Genomic DNA, 20,753 nt, shown 5'->3' on the forward strand with positions numbered 1-20,753 from the left:
ATCATGCGGTGGCCGGACCGGCGGCTATCGGACAAGGTTGCTCACTGGGCCCCGAGACGGCGCAGGACTGCGGACGCGGGGGTGCCCGGGGCGGTGCCGGCCTGGATGGCGGCGTGGATGCGGTCACCTTCCGGATCGCGGTAGAGCTGGGCTCGCAGCCACCAGCGCCGCAGGACGCCGCCGATCGTCGAGTCGTCAGCCTCGCCCATCTCCCGGTAGAACTCCATCCGTTGCGCCGACGGGAGCGCGGTGGCGACTGCGTTCTGGGTCCGCGGGATCGGCTGCTGGTCGTCGTGGTGGCCGTGCAGGGACGCTGCGCTCACCGTTCCTCCGGAAGTCTCGTGCGGGCGGGACCGGTGCCAGTGTCCTCCCTAGCCGGCCCGGCCGGTACCGGGGGCGTCACGAGAGTCCTGAGCTGGCGTTCCTTCCCGGCGAAGATTGACCGGTCTCGCCGAACGTGTTCCGGGGCCCGCCAGAAACTCCGGCGGGCCCCGGAGGCGGGGCGGCAGCGTCAGCCCGAGACCGGTGGTCGAGCGGTGTGCCGGGTCGGGCAAGGGATGTCCGGCCAGATCCTGTGGGGGCACGCGATCACGTAGTGGCCCGACCAGCGGCTGTCGGACACCCAGCGGGACCACACCACGTCTGCGGCACCCTCCAATTGCTCGATCGCGCAGAGTCGCCGTGCCTCGGTGGGAAGCCACGGATCGCCGCCCGGTGTGTGCTCCTCGTACCGTGCCGCAAGCCAGTCGGCTGCGTCGGCCGCCGTCTCCCAGGTGCCCCGGATCTGGGCGGTGGGCCGCAGCAGCCACCAGCCGGTCATCATCGGCGGGAGTTCCGAGAGGCCGAACCGTGCGGCCTCGATCGGGCGACGCTCCGGCTCCTTCGCCAGCAGTCGGCCGTCACCGGCCCACTCGTAGCCGTGGAAGTGCAACTGTGCTTCTCCTCGGAGCCGTTGAAGCCCCGGCCGCCCGCACGGGACTGCGGGCGGCCGGGGCTGTTCGGGGGGCTCAGACGGACAGGCCGAACCGGGCCGGGTCGATCCCGGCGTTGGTCAACTCCTCGGCGGTGAACAGCAACGGCTCGCGGTCAGGACGCTTGCTGTCGCCCAGGGCGTAGACGCCCCGCTCGACCAGGCCGAGGGTCACGCACGACTCGCCGTCATCGCCCCCGCCCTGGTTTCCGCCGCACGCGCGGTTGAACTCGACCCGGGAGAGGTCGAGTTCGTACAGGTTGTGGTCAGTCATCGCCTGCACCTTCCGGTATCGCTTCGGGGCAGCACGCAACGGCCCCGCCCCGCCCAGGACTTGGGCGGAAGACTCAAGGGGAGGGCCGGTCCGTCAACGCCACAGGTTGATGCGGGTGGTGAGCTGGTCGGCCGGCACCTGGCGCGGTGGGGTGTCCGGTTCGAACAGCGGCCGGACCAGCGCCCGGCCGTCCTGGGCGCCCACGATTTCGACCAGGCACCCGGTTGTCAGGTCCTTCCGGACTGGGTTGTTGTCGATCCGCTCCATGAGTTCCGCGTGTGTACGGCGGCGTGTGGTGCCGGGCGGCTGTGCGGAACCGTCAGTGGGCATGGAGCGCTCCTGTGGCTCTCGAATCATTTCGGCGAGTCACCAAATTACCGGGGCGTTTGGGGTTATTCCTGCACGCTTTCCTGTTCCCGAAAGAACTCTCCACGGCCCATTTCAGGTGGTCGCTCCGGACGCGTGCGCAGGAAGTCGGACTGGCCGACTTCCTGCGCCGCGAAGGTCCGCTGGGGTCATTCCTGCCGGGTGTCTCGGCTATTGGCAGAGATCCTGCGGCGTCTGCCGCTCAAGCTTCCGCTCAAGGGTTGCCAGCTCAACCTGCTTCTTGTCCGCGCCGTTTTCGGCGGAGGGTTCTGGCGTCCTGCCGCCCTGGGCCTGCGATCCGTGCTGAATCCGACCTGCTTTCCATTGCGGCTCCCTTGGCGTTTCTTTCCTGAAAGAACTCGTCCCGGATTCCTTCGATCAGGTCCCGCATGTCATCTCCATGTAGTGCCGCGGCGTCTAATCTGAGGAATGTTGACATGTAGAGAGCGACATCCCTCGGATCGCGAGTTGTGATCTCTGAATGAAACGTCTCCACAATGACCAGGCGATCATCATGCATGCTGAAGCATGTCATCGGAAAGTCCGGCATCAGCCTTTTGGCGGGAAGAACTCCGATGGTTAAATTGGGAATCCGGGACAGCGAAACCAGGCGCTCGAGCTGCGTAGCAATGATGGCAGGAGGGCATATCCGCCACCGCAGGACATGCTCACAAATGACGAAATGGAACTCTCTCTGGCTGTCGTACAGGACGGCCTGGCGCTCCAGTCATGCCGCGATCGTCTTTGCCTTGGCTTCCTTGTGCTCCCTGAAGGGCAGGGCGTGAGCCAGAGCAATCTCCCGGTACCGGCGGTACTCGTCGAGGCGGTCCTCGGGCAGCAACTCTGCGCCGAGAACTGTCCTGCGTCTGCGTAGTCCCCGTGGGCGCAGGGTCAAGAAACCGATCTTTCCAGAGCGGGAAAGTGGTTGGGCCGCCCCCGTTCGGCGTGAATGCCGGGCGGGGGCGGGGGAGTTCAGAGGTGAGGTCGGTACAGACAGAGGTGCCCCGCGCGGCGGTGAGCCGGGCGGGGCACCTCTGGTGTGTCTGAGTGCTTTAGAAGTCGTCGTCGAAGGCGACGGAGCCTTCGACGGCGACCTGGTACGCGGAGACGCGGCGCTCGAAGAAGTTGGTCAGCTCCTGGACGTTCTGGAGCTCCATGAAGCCGAACGGGTTGGTGGACCCGTAGCGGATCGGCAGGCCGAGGCGGGCGAGGCGCTGGTCGGCCACGGCCTCCAGGTACTGGCGCATGGAGTCGGTGTTCATGCCGGCGAGGCCGTCGCCGCACAGGTCCTGGGCGAACTGGAGCTCGGCCTCGACGGCCTCTTCCAGCATCTCCGTGACCTGCTTGGCCATCTCGTCGTCGAAGAGGTCGGGCTCCTCCTCGCGGACCGTGTCGACGACCGACATCGCGAAGTCCATGTGCATGGACTCGTCGCGGAACACCCAGTTGGTGCCGGTGGCCAGGCCGTGCAGCAGGCCGCGCGAGCGGAACCAGTACACGTACGCGAACGCGCCGTAGAAGAACAGGCCCTCGACGCACGCCGCGAAGCAGATCAGGTTCAGGAGGAACGCGCGGCGGTCCTCCTTGGTCTGCAGCGAGTCGATGTGGTCGACGGCGTTCATGTACTTGAAGCAGAACTGCGCCTTCTGGCGGATGGAGGGGATGTTCTCCACCGCGGCGAAGGCCGCGTTGCGGTCCTCGGGGTCGGGCAGGTAGGTGTCGAGCAGCGTCAGGTAGAACTGGACGTGCACGGCCTCCTCGAACAGCTGGCGCGACAGGTACAGCCGCGCCTCCGGGGAGTTGATGTGCTTGTAGAGGCTCAGCACCACGTTGTTGGAGACGATCGAGTCCCCGGTGGCGAAGAAGGCGACCAGGCGGCCGATGAGGTGGCGCTCGCCCTCGCTGAGCTTGGCCAGGTCGGCGACGTCGGAGTGCAGGTCCACCTCCTCGACGGTCCAGGTGTTCTTGATCGCGTCCCGGTACCGGTCGTAGAACGACGGGTAGCGCATCGGGCGCAGGGTCAGCTCGAAGCCGGGGTCGAGCAGCATCTTCTCGCGGTCGGGGGTGCTCACTGGCAGGCCTCGCAGGACTCGGGGTTCTCCAGGGAGCAGGCCAGCGCGGCCTCCTCCTCCGGGGTGAGGGTCGGGGTGTTCACCGGCACGGGCGCGGACGCGGACGCGGGCGCGGCGGCGCGGGCGGCACCGGAGGCGGCCTGGGCGATCCGGGTCGCCGGGCGCGAGCGCAGGTAGTAGGTGGTCTTGAGACCGACCTTCCACGCGTAGGCGTACATCGAGCTGAGCTTGCCGATGGTCGGCGCCGCCATGAACAGGTTCAGCGACTGGCTCTGGTCGAGGTACGGCATGCGGGCCGCGGCCAGGTCGATCAGCGCGCGCTGGGGCAGCTCCCAGGCGGTGCGGTAGAGCGAGCGGACCTCGGCGGGCAGCCAGCCCAGTTCCTGGACGGAGCCGTTGGCCTCGCGCAGGGCGTCGCGGGTCTGCTGGTCCCAGACGCCGAGCTCCTTGAGCTCGCGCACCAGGTACGGGTTGACCTGGAGGAACTCGCCGGACAGCGTCTCGCGCTTGAACAGGTTGGAGACCTGCGGCTCGATGCACTCGTAGACGCCGGCGATGGACGCGATGGTCGCGGTCGGCGCGATGGCCAGCAGCAGCGAGTTGCGCAGGCCGGTCTCGGCGATGCGGGCGCGCAGCGCGGTCCAGCGGTCGGCCCACTGCGGGGCGGCCGTCGGGAAGTGGTCGATGTGCAGTTCGCCGCGGGCGGCGCGGGTCTCGCCGTAGGCCTCGTGGCGGCCCAGCTGCTCGGCCAGGTCGGCGGAGCGCTCGTACGCGGTGAGCATGATGCGCTCGGCGATGAGGGTGGAGAGCCGCGCGGCCTCGGCGGAGTCGAAGTCGATCCGCAGCTTGAAGAAGACGTCCTGGAGGCCCATCACGCCGAGGCCGACCGGGCGCCAGCGGGAGTTGGAGGTGCCGGCCTCGGTGGTCGGGTAGAAGTTGATGTCCACCACGCGGTCGAGGAACGTCACGGCGGTGCGGACGGTGGCGTCGAGGCGCTCCCAGTCCATGGCGCCGAGCAGGTCGTCGACGGAGGCCCCGGGGGCGACGTGGGCGCCGAGGTTGACCGAGCCGAGGTTGCAGACGGCGGTCTCGGAGTCGTCCGTGACCTCCAGGATCTCGGTGCACAGGTTCGAGGAGTGCACCGTGCGGCCGGGCAGCGCGGTCTGGTTGGCGGCGCGGTTGGAGGCGTCCTTGAAGGTCATCCAGCCGTTGCCGGTCTGCGCCAGGGTGCGCATCATCCGGGCGTACAGGGTCTGCGCGGGGATGGTGCGCACGGCCTTGCCGGCCAGCTCGGCCTTGCGGTAGGCCTCGTCGAAGTCGGAGCCCCACAGGTCGACGAGCTCGGGCACGTCGGCGGGGGAGAAGAGCGACCAGTCCTCGTTGGCGTTGACCCGGCGCATGAACTCGTCCGGGATCCAGTGCGCCAGGTTGAGGTTGTGGGTGCGCCGCGCCTCTTCGCCGGTGTTGTCGCGGAGCTCCAGGAACTCCTCGATGTCGGCGTGCCAGGTCTCCAGGTAGACGCAGGCCGCGCCCTTGCGGCGGCCGCCCTGGTTGACGGCGGCGACCGAGGAGTCGAGGGTGCGCAGGAACGGGACGATGCCGTTGGACTTGCCGTTGGTGCCGCGGATCAGGCTGCCGCGCGAGCGGATGCGCGAGTAGGACAGGCCGATGCCGCCGGCGTGCTTGGACAGCCGGGCGATCTGCGCGTAGCGGTTGTAGATCGAGTCCAGGTTGTCCAGCGGGGAGTCGAGCAGGTAGCAGCTCGACATCTGCGGGTGCCGGGTGCCGGAGTTGAACAGGGTCGGCGAGGAGGTCAGGTACTCCAGCCGGCTCATCAGGCCGTACAGCTCGGCGACCTCGCGCACGGACTGCTCGCTGTCGCCGACCGCCAGGCCGCAGGCGACGCGGAGCAGGAAGTGCTGCGGGGTCTCGATGACCTTGCGGGTGATCGGGTGGCGCAGCAGGTAGCGGGACTGCACGGTGCGCAGGCCGAAGTACTCGAAGCGGTCGTCGCCGTGCGCGTCGATCAGCGCGTCCAGGGCGGCGGCGTGCTTGGCGACGAAGGCGGCGGTGGTGTCGCCGATCAGGCCCTCGTCGTGGCCGACGGCGATCGAGGCGGCGAAGGAGCGCGAGCCCTGGCTGTTCGCCTCGTCGACGATCTCCAGGGCGAGCAGCCGGGCGGCCAGCTTCGAGTACTGGGGGTCCTCGGCGATCATCGACGCGGCGGCGTCCACGGCCAGCCCGCGCAGCTCGGCGAAGTCCGAGCCGGCGTGGCGGCCGCGCAGCGCGGCGGCGGCGACATGGCCGGGGTCCACCTGGGGGAGGTCGACGCTGCGGTCGGTGAGCAGCCGAAGGAGCGCGCCGCCGGGGTCGGAGACCGTCGGGTCGGTGGGGGCGGGGCCGGTGCCCTGGGCGGGCAGGGTGGCTGAGGCAGCGGTGGTCAAGGCGCTCTCTCCTGGCGGCGATCGGCGGCGGTGATCGGGGGGTACCGGGCCGTTCGGGGCAGGGGAGCACGGCACGTACGCAGAAAGCGTCGCGCGACAGTGGCGTCCCCGGCCCGCCCGCGAGGCCCGGAAGGTAGTTCTCGTGCTGGCGCGGCCTCTGCGGGAGGGCCCGTGCGCACACCGTCGGCAGGTACTCGGACTCGCGGTGCGGCTGCTGGAGCCGCCCGCTCACCGCTGCGGGGCAGTCCCGGATTCGCACCGGGTTCCCCTGCATCGACAGCAGGATTGAGCATACATCTTGTGGTGTCTCTCTGATGCGACCCCACATGTAGTACGGCGCGGTGTGTCGGCGCGATAACCGGGGGTGCTGGGAGGGGGCGGGCCGTGGCCTTGGGGCGCCTCGGATCCGGGCTCCCGGGGCCCTGGTTCCGGGCTCCGGCGTCCTGGTTTCGATACGGAACGGTCACCGGGCGGACCGGCTGGCGGGGGCATGCCCTACGATCTGGGCGCATGAGCGAGCGAAGCGCCGAGGGGCGCGTTTCGCGAAGCGATCATCGAGCGAAGCGAGGGGGCGCGTGAGCGACGGAACTGGCGCACCCGGGCAGGGTCCGCAGGGAACGCCTCCCGCCGGGCCGGGGGACGCGCACGGTCAGCAGCCGCCGGTGGTGCCCGGTCCGGTGTTGCCGCCGAGTGGGGGCTTCGGGCCGCCGCCGGCCTCGTACGGGCCTCCGGTGCCGCCCGCGCAGCCGGTGGCGCAGCCCGGCCCGCCGGGGCAGCCTCCGCTGCCACAGCCGGGCCAACCGGGGCAGCAGCTGCCGCCGCAGTGGCAGCCGAACCCCCAGCCGCATCCCCAGACGCATCCCCAAGGACACCCGCAGGCGCACCCGCAGCCGTACCCGCAGCCCCAGGCGCCGCAGCGCGCCGAGCCGAACTGGCAGGCGCTGGCGGACCGCAACGCGGCGGACGACAAGCGCCGCCGCCGGCTGCGGGCCCTCGGCGTGGCGGTCGCGGTCGTCCTGGTCGGCGGCCTGGTCGCGGGCGGTGCGGTGCTGCTGACGAAGGGCGACGGCGACAAGCCGACCGCCGGGCCGACCGCCTCGGCCTCCAACCGGCCGTCCTCCGCCGCACCGAGTGCCGCGCCGAATGCCGCCGGAACCCCGGGCGGGAACCCGTCCGGCACCCCGGGCGGCGCGCCGGACGACCCGTCGAAGCCGATCTGGGAGGCCGCCACCGACCCGGCGCCGCAGGACGCGGGGGCGCTGTTCTCCGCACTCCAGGTGACGGTCAACGGCGCCACCTGGAACCGGACCTTCGTCTCGCTGGACTCGCCCTGCTGGGACGGGAACTCGACGACCGGCGGGCTCGGCAAGGTCCTCGGTGACCAGGGCTGCCAGAAGGTGCTCCGGGCGACCTACGTCTCCGGCGACAGCGCGGTGACCGTCGGCGTCGCGGTCTTCGACCACAAGATCCAGGCCGAGACCTCGATGAAGAGCTACACCGGCCACCTCAAGGGCGCCGTCGCGCCGGGCGCGCCGGCCTTCTGCGCTACGCCGGGCTGCACCAACACGCACAACACCCTGGGCCGGTACGCCTACTTCACGGTCGAGGGCTCGGCGAAGGGCGGCAACACCGCCGACGCCGCCGCCACCGCGGCGGCCGCCGGCTTCGGCGAGCACGTGAAGGGCCAGCTGCTCCAGCGCGCCAAGGCCGCGGCCGCGCCGGGTGCGCCGGGGGCCGCCGCGGCCGGCTGATCCGCCGTGACACCCCGGCCCCGGCGGGTTCGCTCGCCGGGGCCGGGGGAGTGTGGCAGGCTCTCGGGGCAGTCATTCGCACGAGTGTTCCGGTTGTGTCCGCCTGGGCCGGTGCCGGCGAGCAACCGGAGGAGCGGTCCGTGGCCCTGCCCAGAGCCCTGCGCGGCAAGCCCGCCGTCCTGGCCGCGGCCGGGGTCGTGGTGGCCGCGGGCGCCGTGGCGCTGTTGCAGCGCGACGGCCGGGCCGACGGCGAACAGCCCGCCCGCGTCCCGGTGGCGGTCGGTTTCTCCGGCCGCACCCTGCCGCCGGAGGTCGGCCGGGACCTGCTCGCCCGGGACCCGCAGGCCTCGCCGAACGCCCGGGCCGTCCAGCAACTGCTCGCCGACCTGGAGGGGCAGGCCCGCACCGGGCAGAGCGGCGGGACGGTGATCGGCCAGCACGTCGAGGCGCACAACGAGCGCAACAACCCCGAGTACGGCGACTACCGCGGCACCAAGCAGGTCGGCTACTACTACAAGAAGGCCGCCGACCTCACCGGCAAGCTGCCCGGCTTCGTCGAGACCGACCTCGGCCCCGGCTACGGCCAGACCGGTTGGGGTGTCGGCGACCCGCGCTCCTACTCGGCCGGCCGGTGGCCCACCTGCCGGGCCGGCTGGCAGTACACCGACGACGCCGTCGACCTGCTCTCCGCCGTCTGGTCCGGCCACCCGCGCGCCGACGACGGCAGCTACGGCACGGCCGGTGTCCAGCACAACTGCGACGGCACCACCACCGAACTGCCCGACAACGGCGGGGGGCCGGCCGGGATCGTCGGCATGTCCTTCCACCAGCCCTACCCCGGTTCGGACGTCAAGTCCTTCGAGCAGGTGCTCTGTTCGAACTCCCCGGCCGCGAAGGACAAGGGCTGGTTCGGCCGCGTCGTCGACAGCGCGCACGACACCCCCGAGTACCGCGCGCTGATGACCGACCTGTCCTACCTGGCCGACCACCTGGAGTACCTGGCCGCCCACGACGTGCCGGTGCTGCTGCGCCCGTACCACGAGATGAACGTGCAGGACTGCGCCCGCAGGTTCTGGTGGTCGGGCCAGAAGCCGGCCGACTACCAGGCGCTGTGGCGGATCACCTACCGCTACCTGGTGGAGACCAGGGGCCTGCACAACCTGCTGTTCGTCTGGACGCCGGTGTCCTGGGACGGAGCCCCCGGCGCGGACCCGTGGGACTACTACCCGGGCTCCCAGTACGTCGACGTGGTCGGGGTGGACGACTACAGCGGCAGCCCCGCGCACCCGATCGGCACCGGCGAGGTGTGGACCAAGCGGTACTACGACGGGCTCGCCGCCTACGGCAAGCCGCGGATCCTGGCCGAGTCCTTCGCCGTCCCGGTCAACTCCCGCCAGCCGGACACGCTGCGGCGCACGCCCTGGACGATCTGGACGGTCTGGGGGCAGTCGCTCACCTCGGACAACCTGACGCCGGACCAGCCGCGCAACTCCGGCGCGGACGTCAACGCCACCTACCACAGCCCGCTGGCGCTCACCGGCGGCGCAGGCCCGTTCGGCGCGAACGTCGACTGGGGCGGCCTGCACGTCCGTTGAGCCGCCCCGCGCGTTCGTCGAGCCGCCCCGTGCGTCCGCCGAGCCGGTCGCCGCGAGGTGTGCTACACCACTGAATTCCGTTGAACGGCCGGAATACCGTGTCCGTTGTGCCGTGTGGCATCCTGTGGCGGCGAAGCCGAGGGGCTGACGCCGGGACGGGCCCGGCGGGGCGGGGGTGCGGGATGGGACAGGCGCGTGCGATGCGCGCGGCCGGCGGCATCGCCGTCGGCTGGGGCGTGGTGCTGCTCGGCTGGGCGGCGTACAACTGCTTCGGCCAGGTCGGGTTCGCGACCTACGTCAAAGGCATCTTCTACTACGGCGGCACCTCGGTGGACGCCGAGACCGGCAGCCTCAACTACGGCCTGATCTACCTGGTTTCGGGAATCCTGCTGCTGCGCGGGCGCACCTGGGCGCTCGGGGTGGCGGCCGGCGTCGCACTGGTCGAGGGGTACAACCGGGTGCGCAGCCTGACCGGCGCACTCCTGGACAAGCCGCAGCGGGAGTGGTTCACCAGCACCACCGAGGGCGGCCTCAAGCTCGCGACCTTCGCGCTCGGCGTGGTCGTCACCGCGGCGCTGATCCTGCTGCTGGCCCGGCTGAAGTGGCGGGAGCGGGGGGCGTCGGAAGCCGCCGCGGCGTCGGGCGGACAGCTGCACTGGTCGCTGCTGCAGACGATCCCGGCCGAGCCGGCCCCGGGCCCGCAGCCGTTCCAGCAGCAGCAGCCGTTCCAGCACCAGCCCGCCTGGCCGCAGCAACAGCAGCAACAGCCGCCGCAGCCGCAGGCCGCCTGGCCACCGCAGCCGCCGTTCCAGCAGCAGCCGCAGCCCGCGTGGCCGCAGCAGCCCCCGGCGCCGCAGTCGCAGCCCGCCGCCTGGCCGCAGCCGGCGCCGGCCCAGCCGTCGCAGCCGGTGCCGTACGCGCAGCAGCCCACCCAGCCGGCCCCGCACCCGTCGACGCTCGCCCAGCAGCCGTGGCCCGCCGCGCCGCCGGTGACGCCCGGTCCGGTCGCCCCGGGCCCGGTCGCGCCCCCGGCCGACCGCCCGCCGACGGACCGTCCGCCGACGGACCGCCCGCCGCAGGCCTGAACCTCCGCAGCCCCGAACCGCCGCAGCCCTGAACCGCCGCAGCCCTGAACCGCCGCAGCCCTGAACCTCCGCAGCCCCGGACCTCCGCAGCCCTGAACCTCCGCGGGCCTGGACCGCCGCAACCCCGGACCGCCCACGAACGACCCGGCTCCCGCAGGGGATCGGCCCGCCAGCAGACGAGGAGCGACTTTCGCCATGCCATCGACAGCCCCCGCACGGACGGTGCTCACCACGTCCCGCGAGGCCGCCCGGCTCGCCGAGCGACAGATGTCGTGGAAGCCCCGGGTCCTCCCGTTCTACTTCTCCTTCACGGTCATCTTCGCCTTCTCGGTCTGGGCCTACGTGCCCAACCCCACCCCGCTCGGCTGGACGATCACCATCCTGTGGGGGATGCCGGTGTTCGGCGTCCTGATCGGCTTCCAGGGCGTGCTGATGGTCCGCCGCCGGCTGCGCCAGGTGAGCCGGATGACGCCGGCCGTGCCGGTCGAGGACGACTTCCTGATCGTGCTGGTGCCGACCATCGGCCGCCACGACACCTATCCGGCGCTGGAGCGCTCGGTGCTCTCGTACGTCGAGCACCTGCCGGCCTACTTCCCGTGGATGCGGGTGGACGTCCTCACCGAGGAGGGCTGCGCGGCCGCCGAGAAGATCGACGGGCTGGCCGCCCGCAACCCGCTGATCCGGGTGGTGACCGTGCCGAAGGCCTACGAGACGGCCAACGGCACCAAGTTCAAGGCCCGCGCCAACCACTACTCGCACGAGCTGCGGATCGAGGAGGGCGAGGCCGAGGACGACGTCTGGGTGCTGCACATGGACGACGACACCGGCGTCGGCCCGGACACCGCCGCCGCCGTCGCGCAGTTCGTCAACCGGCAGCGCCGGGCCGGGGACGACGCCAAGCACATGGCGCAGGGCATCCTGACGTACCCGCGGGAGAACGCCGTCTCCACCTTCACCTGGCTCGCCGACGCGATCCGCCCGGCCGACGACATCGCCCGCTTCCGCGCGATGACCGGCACCGGCACCCCGATCGCCGGCGTGCACGGCGAACTGCTCCTGATGCGCTCCTCGGTGGAGGCCACCATCGGCTGGGACTTCGGCCCGAAGACCATCGTCGAGGACGCCCAGATGGCGCTGAACTTCTGCCAGCGCTACCCGGGCCGCAGCGACTGGTTCAACGGGCGCTGCTACGGCGCCTCGCCGGCCGGGGTCAAGGACTTCCTCAAGCAGCGCGAGCGCTGGGCCTGGGGCCTGGTCGCGCTCTGCTTCAACAGGACGATCCCGTTGCGGTACCGGCTGTTCATCGGGATGGGCATGGTCAGCTGGGTGCTCGGCCCGCTCCAGCACGTCGGCCTGGTGCTGCTGGTCGCCTGGTTCACCGGCACCTGGAACACCTCCCCGGTCACCCAGTCCGTGGTGCTGGTCTGGTCGATCAACTTCGCCTACGTCATCTGGACGTACTGGGAGGGCCTGCGCCTGAACGTCGTCGCCTCGGCGAACCACCGGCGCAAGTGGTGGGAGCCGATCGTCGTGGTGGCGGCCATCCCGCTGTTCTCGTTCCTGGAGGGCTGGGGCGGCCTGCGCGGGCTGATCAAGTTCCTCAAGGGCGAGGAGAACAAGTTCGTCGTCATCGCCAAGCCGGCCTGATCGGAGGTCACCGCTGTGAAGCGCCCCGTCATCTTCATCCTGCCGACCGTGGTGGTCGCCATCACCGTCGGCGTCCCGGTGGTCTGGGGGGACCACCCGCTCAAGTTCGTCCACCAGCGCCCGACCGCCGTGCACTGGGCCGGCTCCGCGACCGAGCAGGGCCGGGTCTGGGGCTTCGGCAAGGACGCGCCGCCGGCCGAGGACACCGGCCCCAAGGTGGCCCGCCCGTGGGCCGAGGGCAGCCCCGAGTGGGGCGTGCAGGTGTACTGGCTGGACGATCCGGCGGACCCGGACAACTTCGTCCAGGGCAAGGTCGACCGCATCGTCAAGTACGTGGTCGGGCTGAACGCCAACTCCCTGTCGGTGACCTTCCCGTACTACACGACGGGCACCAGGTCGAACGCCGTCGCCGCCCGGCCGACCACCCCCACCCCGGAGCGGCTGGCCCTGCTGCTGGACGCCGCCCACCGGGCGGGCCTGCGCACCACCATCCGTCCGATCATGGACGAGGACGTCTTCGACTACCTCAACACCCTCAAGTGGCGCGGCAACATCGCGCCGACCGACCGGGACGCCTGGTTCGCCAGCTACGCCGCCTTCCTGACGCCCTACCTGAAGACCGCCCAGGAGCACTCCGCGGCCGAGGTCACCATCGGCACCGAGTTCAACTCGCTGGAGGGCGACCCGCGGTGGCCCGGTCTCATCGACCAGGCGCGGAAGACCTTCCACGGCGAGCTGGTGTACGACGCGAACTTCGACAACTGGTCCAAGGGCCCGATAGCGGTCCCGGCGGACGGCACGGGCGTGGACGCCTACCCGCCGGCCAAGTCGTCCGGTGACGACGCCCCGGTCGCCGACCTGAAGGCCAGCTGGAACGCCTGGCTCGACAAGCGCGGCAGCGGGCCGCAGCCGACCACCAAGCTCACCGAGGTGGGCATCCCCGCGCAGAAGGGTGCCTACAAGACACCCGGCGAGTACTACAAGAAGACCGAGCTGAACGAGGCCGTCCAGGCGACCTGGTTCACCGCGGTCTGCCAGGTGGCGCAGGAGCGCAAGCTGCGCGGGCTGTACTTCTGGTCGCTGTACTTCGGCATCGACCCGAACCTGCCGACCAACAAGGACACCCCGCGGATGGACTACGCAGGGCGCCCGGCCTCCGAGCAGGCGATCCGCGACTGCTTCGCGCAGACCTACGAACTGCCGCCGTCCTAGGCTCCGGCTAGGGCGTGGCCCGGCCGGGCTGGGGCGAACTCGGCCGGCCCGTGGGCTTGGTGGTCGTCGGCGCAGGGGTCGGCGCGGCCGTCGGGGTCGAGGTCGGCGTCGGGGCGGCCGGGGGCGGCCCCGACGGCGGTCCGGTCAGTCCGTCCGCGATCTGCTGCTCCAGCCACGGCGTCACGAACCGCATGCCGGCCGGAGTGAGGTGCACCCCGTCGTTGGCGGGGGTGACCCAGTGGCCGTCGCGGTCCTTCCACGCGCAGGTCTCGTACGGGCAGAAGAAGGTGTTGAGGTCGACCAGCCGGACGGCGCCGGCGGTGGCCTTCACGTAGGCGGCGACCTGCTGGTCGTAGCAGGTGCCCCAGCCCTTGTTGATGGCGCCGTTCTCGACCCGTTCGTTCATCAGCAGCACCCGGGCGCCGGGCGCGCGGCGACGGACCTGGTCCACGGCCTGGGTGAGCTGGGCGGTGTAGCGGCTCCTGTAGTCCTCCTCGCAGGGGCTGAGCCAGCTGCCGTCGAGGTACTGCTCGGCGGCGTCCCAGCCGAGGTGGATCACGACGGCCTGCGGGGCGGCGCCGGCGAGCTGCCGGTCCCACGCGGCGGCCCGGTCGCGGCACTCCCGGCTGGTGTCGAACTCCTCGCCGGAGGTGGTGCGGACCTTGTCCGGGTCGAACACGCCGCAGCCGCTGATCCCGCCGTCGACCACCCGGTAGCGGTCGCCGTGCCGGTAGAGGCCGGTGGCGAGGTCCTGGGCGAAGGAGTCGCCGAGGACGAGGACCGAGGGCTTGCCGCTCGGCCCGGACCGCATGTCGTACTGGACCCAGGCGGGCAGGTACCAGGCGCCGGTGGTGGCCACCGCCGTGGCGACGGCCAGCAGCGGGACGGCCGGGAAGGCCCGCCAGCGCAGCACCCGCAGCTTCTCGGTGCCGGTGTGCATCAGCCAGGCCAGCACCCAGGAGAGCGGTGCGCCGATGGCGAGCAGCAGTTGCGGCGAGATGTCGTCGACGTAGTGCTGGAGCAGCCAGTACACCGGCAGGTGGAGCAGGTAGAGGCTGTAGGAGATGGTGCCGGTGAGCCGCAGCGGGGGCAGTGACAGCAGCCGGACCAGCGGGCCCCGGTCGTGGCAGAGCGAGGCGGCCAGGACGGCGGCCAGCGTCGCGACCACGGCCAGCCCGCCCTGGTAGAGCAATGGTTCGTGGTAGCCGCTGACGGACAGGCTGGCCCAGACCAGGCCGCCGAGGGCCGCGGTCCCGAGCAGGGCGGGTGCCAGGGTGCCGGCCGCCGCGGAGCGGTCGAGCAGGCGCCGCCGGGAGCGGGTGGCGCCGTCGTCGTCGGGGGCCGCCGCGCGGACCTGGCGGCGCAGCCGCAGGTAGACCGCGAAGGCGGCGGTGGCGCCGGCCGCGAAGCCGACCGCGCGGGTCTCGGTGCCGAGGTAGAGGCGGTCGCTGTTGTCGCCGTTCCACATCAGCGGGGCGACGAGCGCGGCGGCGACGAACAGCCCGGCGGTGACGACGCCGGTCGCGCGCAGCGAGCGGCGGCAGAGGCCGAAGACCGCGAGCAGCAGCAGCGGCCAGAGCGCGTAGAACTGCTCGGTGATGCTGAGCGACCACATGGCCGCGAGCGGGTCGATGGAGGCGAAGTGCTGCCAGTAGGCGTCGCCGCGGGCCAGTTGGGCCCAGTTGGCGACCTGGCCGAGCGCGGCGAGCGCCTGCGGGCGGAGGTCCTTGACGTCCCGCAGCGGGCTGACCAGTGCGGACAGCGCGACGACGAGGAGGACGGTGGCGAGCAGCCCGGGCAGCAGCCGCTTGGCCCGGCGGCGGTAGAAGACGCCGAGCCGGATGCCGTCGGTGCGGTCCAGTTCACGGATCAGCACCAGGGTCACCAGGAAGCCGGAGAGGACGAAGAAGACGTCCACGCCGAACAGGCCGTTCTGGAACCAGTTGGTGTGGTAGAGCAGGACGGAGGCGATGGCGAGGCCGCGCAGCCCGTCGACCGCCGGGAAGCGGACGGAGGGCGGCAGCGGCCCGCGCGGCCGGGGCGTCGGTGCGGGGATCGCGTAGCGGCTGGTGGCCGGGGGCTCGATGCCCCGGGACGTGCGCATGTCCTGGAGCGTGGGGCCGCTCGCGGGCGTGCCGAGGCCGGGCCCGTCGTCCATGTGGTGCGTCCCCCCGGGATCGGTCGGCTGCCGCGACGTGGCATCAGACGTGATCTGTGGTTTATATCAAAAGACGTCCGTTGATCGTCTGTCGGTCACCGGGGAGGGGTAGGGCCGACGACGCCCCGGCCTGGCTCAGAACGCCAGGCTGTAGACCATCAGGTCCATGCCCGGGTACGGGGACCAGTCGCGCTCGGGGGTGCGGCGGAAGCCGGTCCGCTCGTAGACGCGGTGGGCGGCGGTCATCTGCGGGCGGGTGGAGAACGCCATGCCGTCCAGGCCGAGTGCGCGGCTGCGGGCGATGGTGGCGCGGACCAGGGCCTCGCCGACGCCCCGGCCGCGGGCGGCCGCGGCGGTGGCGAGCATCCGGATCTCGCCCTCGCGGGGGCCGGCGATGTCGGCCCACTCGGTGCCGCCGACGGCGTAGGTCACGCAGCCGAGGACCCGTCCTTCGGCCTGGTCGACCGCGACCAGGAGCTCGGCCTCCCGGGCCCGGCGGGCGGCGTCGCGCAGGAGCTCGACGTAGCTGCTCTCGGGCGAGGTGTGGCCGTCGCCGACGAAGGCCTCGACGGTGATGCGGCCGGCGTCGTCGAGGTCCTCCGGAAGGGCCTGGCGGATGAGGATGTCCATCCCGTCAGTGTGCCGGAGCCGTCCGGGGTGATGATCTCCGGGGTGGCCCGGACCGGGAGGGTGGCCGGGTCGGCGGAGGGGCGCAGCGAGGCGGCGGGCATGGTGCCGTACAGCCGGTCCAGGCGTTCCGGGCCGGCCGGGTAGCCGCCCGGGCGGTGCCAGTTGTCGCGGCCGGCGGCGGCGCCGCGGGCGACCTCCCGGCCGATCAGGGTGCCGAGCAGGCCGAAACCTCCGACGGCCCCGACCAGGGCGATTGCGCTTGCGAGAGTGCCGGTGTCCATGGCTCCACTCTGGTCGGGCGGGGCGGCGGCCACGAGTGGCAGGAATGACTGATCTCATCGAAAAACTGCCACCCGGGCCTGCCCCGGCCTTCCGTCGCCGGTGCTGGCCGGGGCATCCTGGGCGGCATGCTGAAGAACGTGGTCGCGGTGGTGCTGGAGGAGATCCACCCCTTCGAGCTCGGTGTCGCCTGCGAGGTCTTCGGCCTCGACCGCACGGCCGACGGCCTGCCCGGGTACGACTTCGCGATCGCCGGCGCCCGCCCCGGACCGCACACGACGCACTCCGGGTTCGCGGTGGACGTCCCGCACGGCCCCGAGCGGCTGGCCGGGGCCGACCTGGTGGTGGTCACCGCGACGACGATCCGCCCGGAGTACCCGGAGCCGCTGCTGGCGGGGCTGCGCTCGGTGGTGGCGGACGGCGGCAGGGTGCTGTCCATCTGCAGCGGCGCCTTCGTGCTCGGCGCCGCCGGGCTGCTGGACGACCGCCGCTCCACCACCCACTGGCGGCACAGCGAGGACCTGGCCCGGCGCTTCCCGCGGACCGCCGTCGAGCCGGACGTGCTGTACGTGGACGACGACCCGGTGATCACCTCGGCCGGGACGGCCGCCGGCATCGACGCCTGCCTGCACCTGGTGCGCAAGGCGCAGGGCGCCGAGGTGGCCCGGGGGATCGCCCGCCGGATGGTGGTGGCGCCGCACCGGGAGGGCGGGCAGGCCCAGTTCGTGAGCCGCCCGCTGCCCGGCGGCGACGGCGACTCGCTGGCGCCGCTGCTCGACTGGATGCGCCACCACCTGGACCGGGACTGCACCGTCGAGCAGTTGGCCGCCAGGGTCCACATGTCCCCGCGCACCTTCGCCCGCCGCTTCCAGCAGGAGACCGGCACCACGCCGCACCGCTGGCTGACCGGGCAGCGGGTGCTGCTCGCCCAGCGGCTGCTGGAGTCCACCGCCGAACCGGTGGACGCGATCGCCGCCCGCTGCGGCTTCGGCAACGCGGCCGCGCTGCGGCACCACTTCGGGCGCCGGCTGGGGACCACGCCGCTGGCCTACCGGCGCTGCTTCGCCGGCCCGGACGACGAGGCGTGACCGGACGAGCAGGCGTGACCGGACGAGGACTCGTGACCGGCGGTCAGTTCTCCAGGGCGAGGTGGTCGACGCTGTTCCAGCGGTCCGGGTGCAGCCGCCCGTCCTGGGCGCGCCACAGGCTGGTGGAACAGTTGCGCACGGGCGCGAGCGAGGTGAGCCGTTCCTCGGTGAGTCGCTCCAGCACGTAGCGCAGCATCAGCACCGTGCAGTCGTGCGCGACCAGCAGGACGGGCCGCCCGGCCTCCTCCTCGCAGAGGTCCCGCAGCAGGCTGCGCACCCGCAGCGCGACGTCGGCCCAGGACTCGCCGCCGGGCGGCCGGTAGTACAGCTCGCCCATCTTGCGCCGCCGGGCGGACTCCTCCGGGTGCTTGGCCTCGATCGCGGCCCGGGTCAGCATCTCCAGGACGCCCAGCTCGCGGTCGCGCAGCCGCTCGTCGTGGCGCACGGCGAGGGTGACCGGGACGGCGCCGAGCCCGGCGGCCTGGGCGAGCGCGATCCGGGCGGTCTCGGTGGTGCGCACGTACGGCGAGCACCAGACGCTGCGCGGGCGGTCGGCGCTGGGCAGGGCGGCCCACCAGCGGCCGAGTGCCTGGGCCTGCTGCTGGCCGTGCAGCGACAGCGGGATGTCGGCGTCCCGGCAGCTGATCGGGACGCTGAGCGCGCCGGCGGCCTCGGCCAGCTGGAACTCGACGTTGGCGGTGGACTCGCCGTGCCGGGTGGCGATCAGCACGGACGGCAGCCGGGTGGCCGACGCCGGGCGGTGGGTGGTGAGGTGGTGCGGGCTCTGGGTGGACTGGTGCTGGCCGTTGAGGGTGGTGCCGAGTTCTGCCATGGCCGCGTGCTCCCCGTGGGTCGATCAGTTGCCGGCCGGTCGCCGGTCCGGTCTGGTGGTGCCCTGCGAAGGCGGCTGTTCATACATATGATCGCGCCGCCTTCTCCAGTGTTCACGGAGAGGGCGGCGCGATCACAGGGCGCGTGCGGCGCGAATCAGTGCGCCGCTACGGGCTCCGGCGCGTTCTTCGGCTCCTCGTCGCCGGCCTCGGCGCTGTAGTCGGCGGGCCTGGTCTCGTCCGGGCCGTCGGGCGCCTTGACGGCGCGCAGCACCAGGGTGAGCGCCACCGCGACGATCAGGTTGAGCGCGAAGGCGGTCAGGCCGATGTAGCCGATCTCGCCGATGCCGGGGATAGCGGCCGCGTTGCCGCCGAAGTGCTTGGTGGCGGGGCTCGCGATGCCGTAGGCCTTCCAGGTGCCGTAGGCCATGCCGGCCGCCCAGCCGGCGAACAGCGCCCAGTGGTGGAACCAGCGGGTGAACAGGCCGCCGACGATCGCCACGAAGGTCTGCAGGATCCACAGGCCGCCGAGCAGCTGGAGGTTGATCGCGGCCTGCTTGTCCATGCCGAGCACGAAGACCAGCGCGCCGACCTTCACCAGCAGCGAGACCAGCTTGGCGATCCGGGTCTCGTCCGCAGGGGTGGCGGCGGGCTTCAGCCACTCCTTGTAGACGTTGCGGGTGAACAGGTTGGCCGCCGCGATCGACATGATGGCGGCCGGCACCAGCGCGCCGATCCCGATCGCCGCGAAGGCCACGCCGGTGAACCAGTCCGGGAACATGTCGGCGAACAGCTGCGGCACGGACAGCTGGGCGTTGAACTTCTTGTCGCCCTTGCCGACGCCCGCCGCGATGGCCATGAAGCCGAGCAGCGCCAGCAGGCCCAGCATCAGCGAGTACGCGGGCATGATCGCCATGTTGCGGCGCACCGTGCCGCGGGACTTGGAGGCCAGCACGCCGGTCACCGAGTGCGGGTACATGAACAGCGCCATCGCCGAGCCCAGCGCCAGCGTCGCGTACGTCCACTGCTTGTCGCCCGGGAGGGTCAGCGAGCCGGGGGACTTGGGGGCGCTGAACTTGTGCGCGGCCGCGTCGAAGATGTGCCCGTAGCCGCCGAGCCGGATCGGGATGTAGATCACCGCGACGATGATCACGATGTAGATCAGGGCGTCCTTGACGAAGGCGATCAGCGCCGGGGCGCGCAGCCCGGAGGAGTAGGTGTACGCGGCCAGCACGCCGAAGGCGAGGAACAGCGGCAGGTCCTTGACGAACCAGTTGGCGTTCTCGCCGCCGCCGACGCCCAGCACGTCCAGCACCGCCTGGATGCCGACGAGTTGGAGCGCGATGTACGGCATGGTGGCCAGGATCCCGGTCAGCGCGACGACCAGGGAGAGCGGCCGCGAGCCGTACCGGCCGCGGACGAAGTCGGCCGGGGTGACGTACCCGTGCACCCGGGAGACCGACCAGAGCCGGGGCAGGAAGAGGAAGACCAGCGGGTAGGCGACGATCGTGTACGGCACCGCGAAGAAGCCCGCCGCACCGGTCGCGTAGACCGCCGCCGGGACGGCGACGAAGGTGTACGCGGTGTAGAGGTCGCCGCCGAGCAGGAACCAGGTGACCCAGGTCCCGAAGCTGCGGCCGCCCAGGCCCCACTCGTCCAGGTGCGCCGCGTCGTCCGCGCGGCGCCAGCGGGAGGCGAGGAAGCCCATCACGGTGACCAGGGCGAAGAACAGCACGAAGACGGTGAGGGCCGTGACGTTGACGTGGCTCATCGCGCGCCACCGGCCTTCCGCGCCGCCTTGCGGGCCTTCTCGTCCCGGTTGATCAGCAGGTACGCGGCCACGGTGAACACCGCGGACACCGGCACCCAGAGCAGTTGGTACCAGTAGAAGAACGGCACCCCGCCGACGCCCGGGTCGGTCTTGTCGTACGAGGACACCCACAGCATCGCGACGATCGGCACGAGCAGGGCGAGCCCGGCCAGCACCCGTTCGGGGGTCACCGCGGGCACCCGGTCCCCGGGTGGCTCGGGCATGACAGGTTCGACGGTATCGGGATCAGACGGCATCTTCGGCTCCGCTCCGGAGGGTTCTCCCCGTCGGCGCCGCAGCCCGCGGGGCACCGCACGCCCCCGCGAACCCGCCGAGCAGCACCATCGGTGATCGACAGTCAGTACGGCTGCGCAATCTAGGGCATGGAGTGATCCATGTCACCGGGGTCGGTGCAACTTCCCGCCATCCGGACGGCTACCGGTCGTATTCGACCGGTACTGCCCCTCCCGTGACGCGAACGGGCACCGGGGGGGAGGGGGGGGGGTGGGGGACTCCCGCCCTCCTTTGCCCCTTCTTCCCTT

General features: G+C 71.9%; 18 protein-coding genes and 1 riboswitch. Of the genes, 6 read left to right on the forward strand and 12 right to left on the reverse strand.

The genetic code is table 11. The features are described 5' to 3' along the window. Window positions 1-41 precede the first annotated feature (41 nt). The 7 genes from ACFVX9_RS31370 to ACFVX9_RS31400 form a co-directional block, all read right to left on the reverse strand. Window positions 42-323: a hypothetical protein gene (locus ACFVX9_RS31370; protein WP_380379541.1), complete on the reverse strand. Its 282-nt coding sequence runs from the start codon at window positions 321-323 to the stop codon at window positions 42-44. Between the two features lie 188 nt (window positions 324-511). Further along, on the reverse strand, window positions 512-931 hold the full coding sequence (locus ACFVX9_RS31375) for a hypothetical protein (RefSeq protein ID WP_380379539.1): 420 nt from the start codon (window positions 929-931) through the stop codon (window positions 512-514). 76 nt (window positions 932-1,007) lie between these two features. Further along, window positions 1,008-1,244, reverse strand: coding sequence for a DUF397 domain-containing protein (locus tag ACFVX9_RS31380; RefSeq protein ID WP_380381083.1), 237 nt, complete (start codon window positions 1,242-1,244; stop codon window positions 1,008-1,010). 93 nt (window positions 1,245-1,337) lie between these two features. Beyond that, complete coding sequence (locus ACFVX9_RS31385) at window positions 1,338-1,574, reverse strand: hypothetical protein (RefSeq protein ID WP_380381081.1); 237 nt, start codon at window positions 1,572-1,574, stop codon at window positions 1,338-1,340. Window positions 1,575-1,839: 265 nt separating this feature from the next. Continuing rightward, window positions 1,840-2,337 (reverse strand): Scr1 family TA system antitoxin-like transcriptional regulator, encoded by a 498-nt coding sequence (locus tag ACFVX9_RS31390; RefSeq protein WP_387984771.1) that lies wholly within the window; start codon window positions 2,335-2,337, stop codon window positions 1,840-1,842. Between the two features lie 325 nt (window positions 2,338-2,662). After that, entirely contained in the window at window positions 2,663-3,658 is a 996-nt protein-coding gene (locus ACFVX9_RS31395; protein WP_079136257.1) for a ribonucleotide-diphosphate reductase subunit beta, read from the reverse strand. Between the two features lie 20 nt (window positions 3,659-3,678). After that, entirely contained in the window at window positions 3,679-6,102 is a 2,424-nt protein-coding gene (locus ACFVX9_RS31400; protein ID WP_380561239.1) for a ribonucleoside-diphosphate reductase subunit alpha, read from the reverse strand. Window positions 6,103-6,293: 191 nt separating this feature from the next. Beyond that, window positions 6,294-6,436, reverse strand: a riboswitch (cobalamin riboswitch). A 421-nt stretch (window positions 6,437-6,857) separates the two neighbouring features. On the opposite strand from ACFVX9_RS31400, the gene ACFVX9_RS31405 reads away from it, so the two are divergent. The 5 genes from ACFVX9_RS31405 (at window position 6,858) to ACFVX9_RS31425 (ending at window position 13,416) form a co-directional block, all read left to right on the forward strand. Next, a complete protein-coding gene (locus tag ACFVX9_RS31405; protein ID WP_387984759.1) occupies window positions 6,858-7,877 on the forward strand; it encodes a hypothetical protein in 1,020 nt (339 codons plus the stop codon). Between the two features lie 140 nt (window positions 7,878-8,017). After that, window positions 8,018-9,472, forward strand: a complete 1,455-nt coding sequence (locus ACFVX9_RS31410; RefSeq protein ID WP_159398436.1) for a glycoside hydrolase family 26 protein — start codon at window positions 8,018-8,020, stop codon at window positions 9,470-9,472. 182 nt (window positions 9,473-9,654) lie between these two features. Next, window positions 9,655-10,557: a hypothetical protein gene (locus ACFVX9_RS31415; RefSeq protein ID WP_380379442.1), complete on the forward strand. Its 903-nt coding sequence runs from the start codon at window positions 9,655-9,657 to the stop codon at window positions 10,555-10,557. Window positions 10,558-10,752: 195 nt separating this feature from the next. Further along, complete coding sequence (locus ACFVX9_RS31420; protein WP_063347871.1) at window positions 10,753-12,204, forward strand: glycosyltransferase family 2 protein; 1,452 nt, start codon at window positions 10,753-10,755, stop codon at window positions 12,202-12,204. 15 nt (window positions 12,205-12,219) lie between these two features. After that, window positions 12,220-13,416 carry a glycoside hydrolase family 113 gene (locus tag ACFVX9_RS31425; RefSeq protein ID WP_380486077.1) on the forward strand — a complete coding sequence of 399 codons (1,197 nt, stop codon included), beginning with the start codon at window positions 12,220-12,222 and terminating at the stop codon, window positions 13,414-13,416. 7 nt (window positions 13,417-13,423) lie between these two features. Here the strand turns inward: ACFVX9_RS31425 and ACFVX9_RS31430 are convergent, their stop codons facing one another. Both ACFVX9_RS31430 and ACFVX9_RS31435 read right to left on the reverse strand, forming a co-directional pair. After that, window positions 13,424-15,574: an acyltransferase family protein gene (locus tag ACFVX9_RS31430; RefSeq protein WP_380379447.1), complete on the reverse strand. Its 2,151-nt coding sequence runs from the start codon at window positions 15,572-15,574 to the stop codon at window positions 13,424-13,426. A gap of 135 nt (window positions 15,575-15,709) precedes the next feature. Continuing rightward, complete coding sequence (locus tag ACFVX9_RS31435; RefSeq protein WP_380342789.1) at window positions 15,710-16,204, reverse strand: GNAT family N-acetyltransferase; 495 nt, start codon at window positions 16,202-16,204, stop codon at window positions 15,710-15,712. A gap of 407 nt (window positions 16,205-16,611) precedes the next feature. On the opposite strand from ACFVX9_RS31435, the gene ACFVX9_RS31440 reads away from it, so the two are divergent. Then, a complete protein-coding gene (locus tag ACFVX9_RS31440; RefSeq protein WP_380379452.1) occupies window positions 16,612-17,571 on the forward strand; it encodes a helix-turn-helix domain-containing protein in 960 nt (319 codons plus the stop codon). A gap of 43 nt (window positions 17,572-17,614) precedes the next feature. On the opposite strand, the gene ACFVX9_RS31445 is transcribed toward ACFVX9_RS31440, so the two are convergent. The 3 genes from ACFVX9_RS31445 to ACFVX9_RS31455 form a co-directional block, all read right to left on the reverse strand. After that, window positions 17,615-18,403: a histidine phosphatase family protein gene (locus ACFVX9_RS31445; RefSeq protein WP_380379455.1), complete on the reverse strand. Its 789-nt coding sequence runs from the start codon at window positions 18,401-18,403 to the stop codon at window positions 17,615-17,617. A gap of 155 nt (window positions 18,404-18,558) precedes the next feature. After that, window positions 18,559-20,172, reverse strand: a complete 1,614-nt coding sequence (mctP, locus tag ACFVX9_RS31450; protein ID WP_063347866.1) for a monocarboxylate uptake permease MctP — start codon at window positions 20,170-20,172, stop codon at window positions 18,559-18,561. Continuing rightward, the gene (locus ACFVX9_RS31455; RefSeq protein ID WP_350879663.1) at window positions 20,169-20,435 is read right to left on the reverse strand and encodes a DUF3311 domain-containing protein; all 267 of its coding nucleotides are present in this window, start codon (window positions 20,433-20,435) and stop codon (window positions 20,169-20,171) included. Before ACFVX9_RS31455 ends, mctP begins: the two co-directional genes overlap by 4 nt. Window positions 20,436-20,753: the final 318 nt, after the last annotated feature.

Origin of the sequence: Kitasatospora sp. NPDC058243 (genome assembly GCF_042882025.1) — a bacterium.
Lineage (GTDB): Bacteria > Actinomycetota > Actinomycetes > Streptomycetales > Streptomycetaceae > Kitasatospora.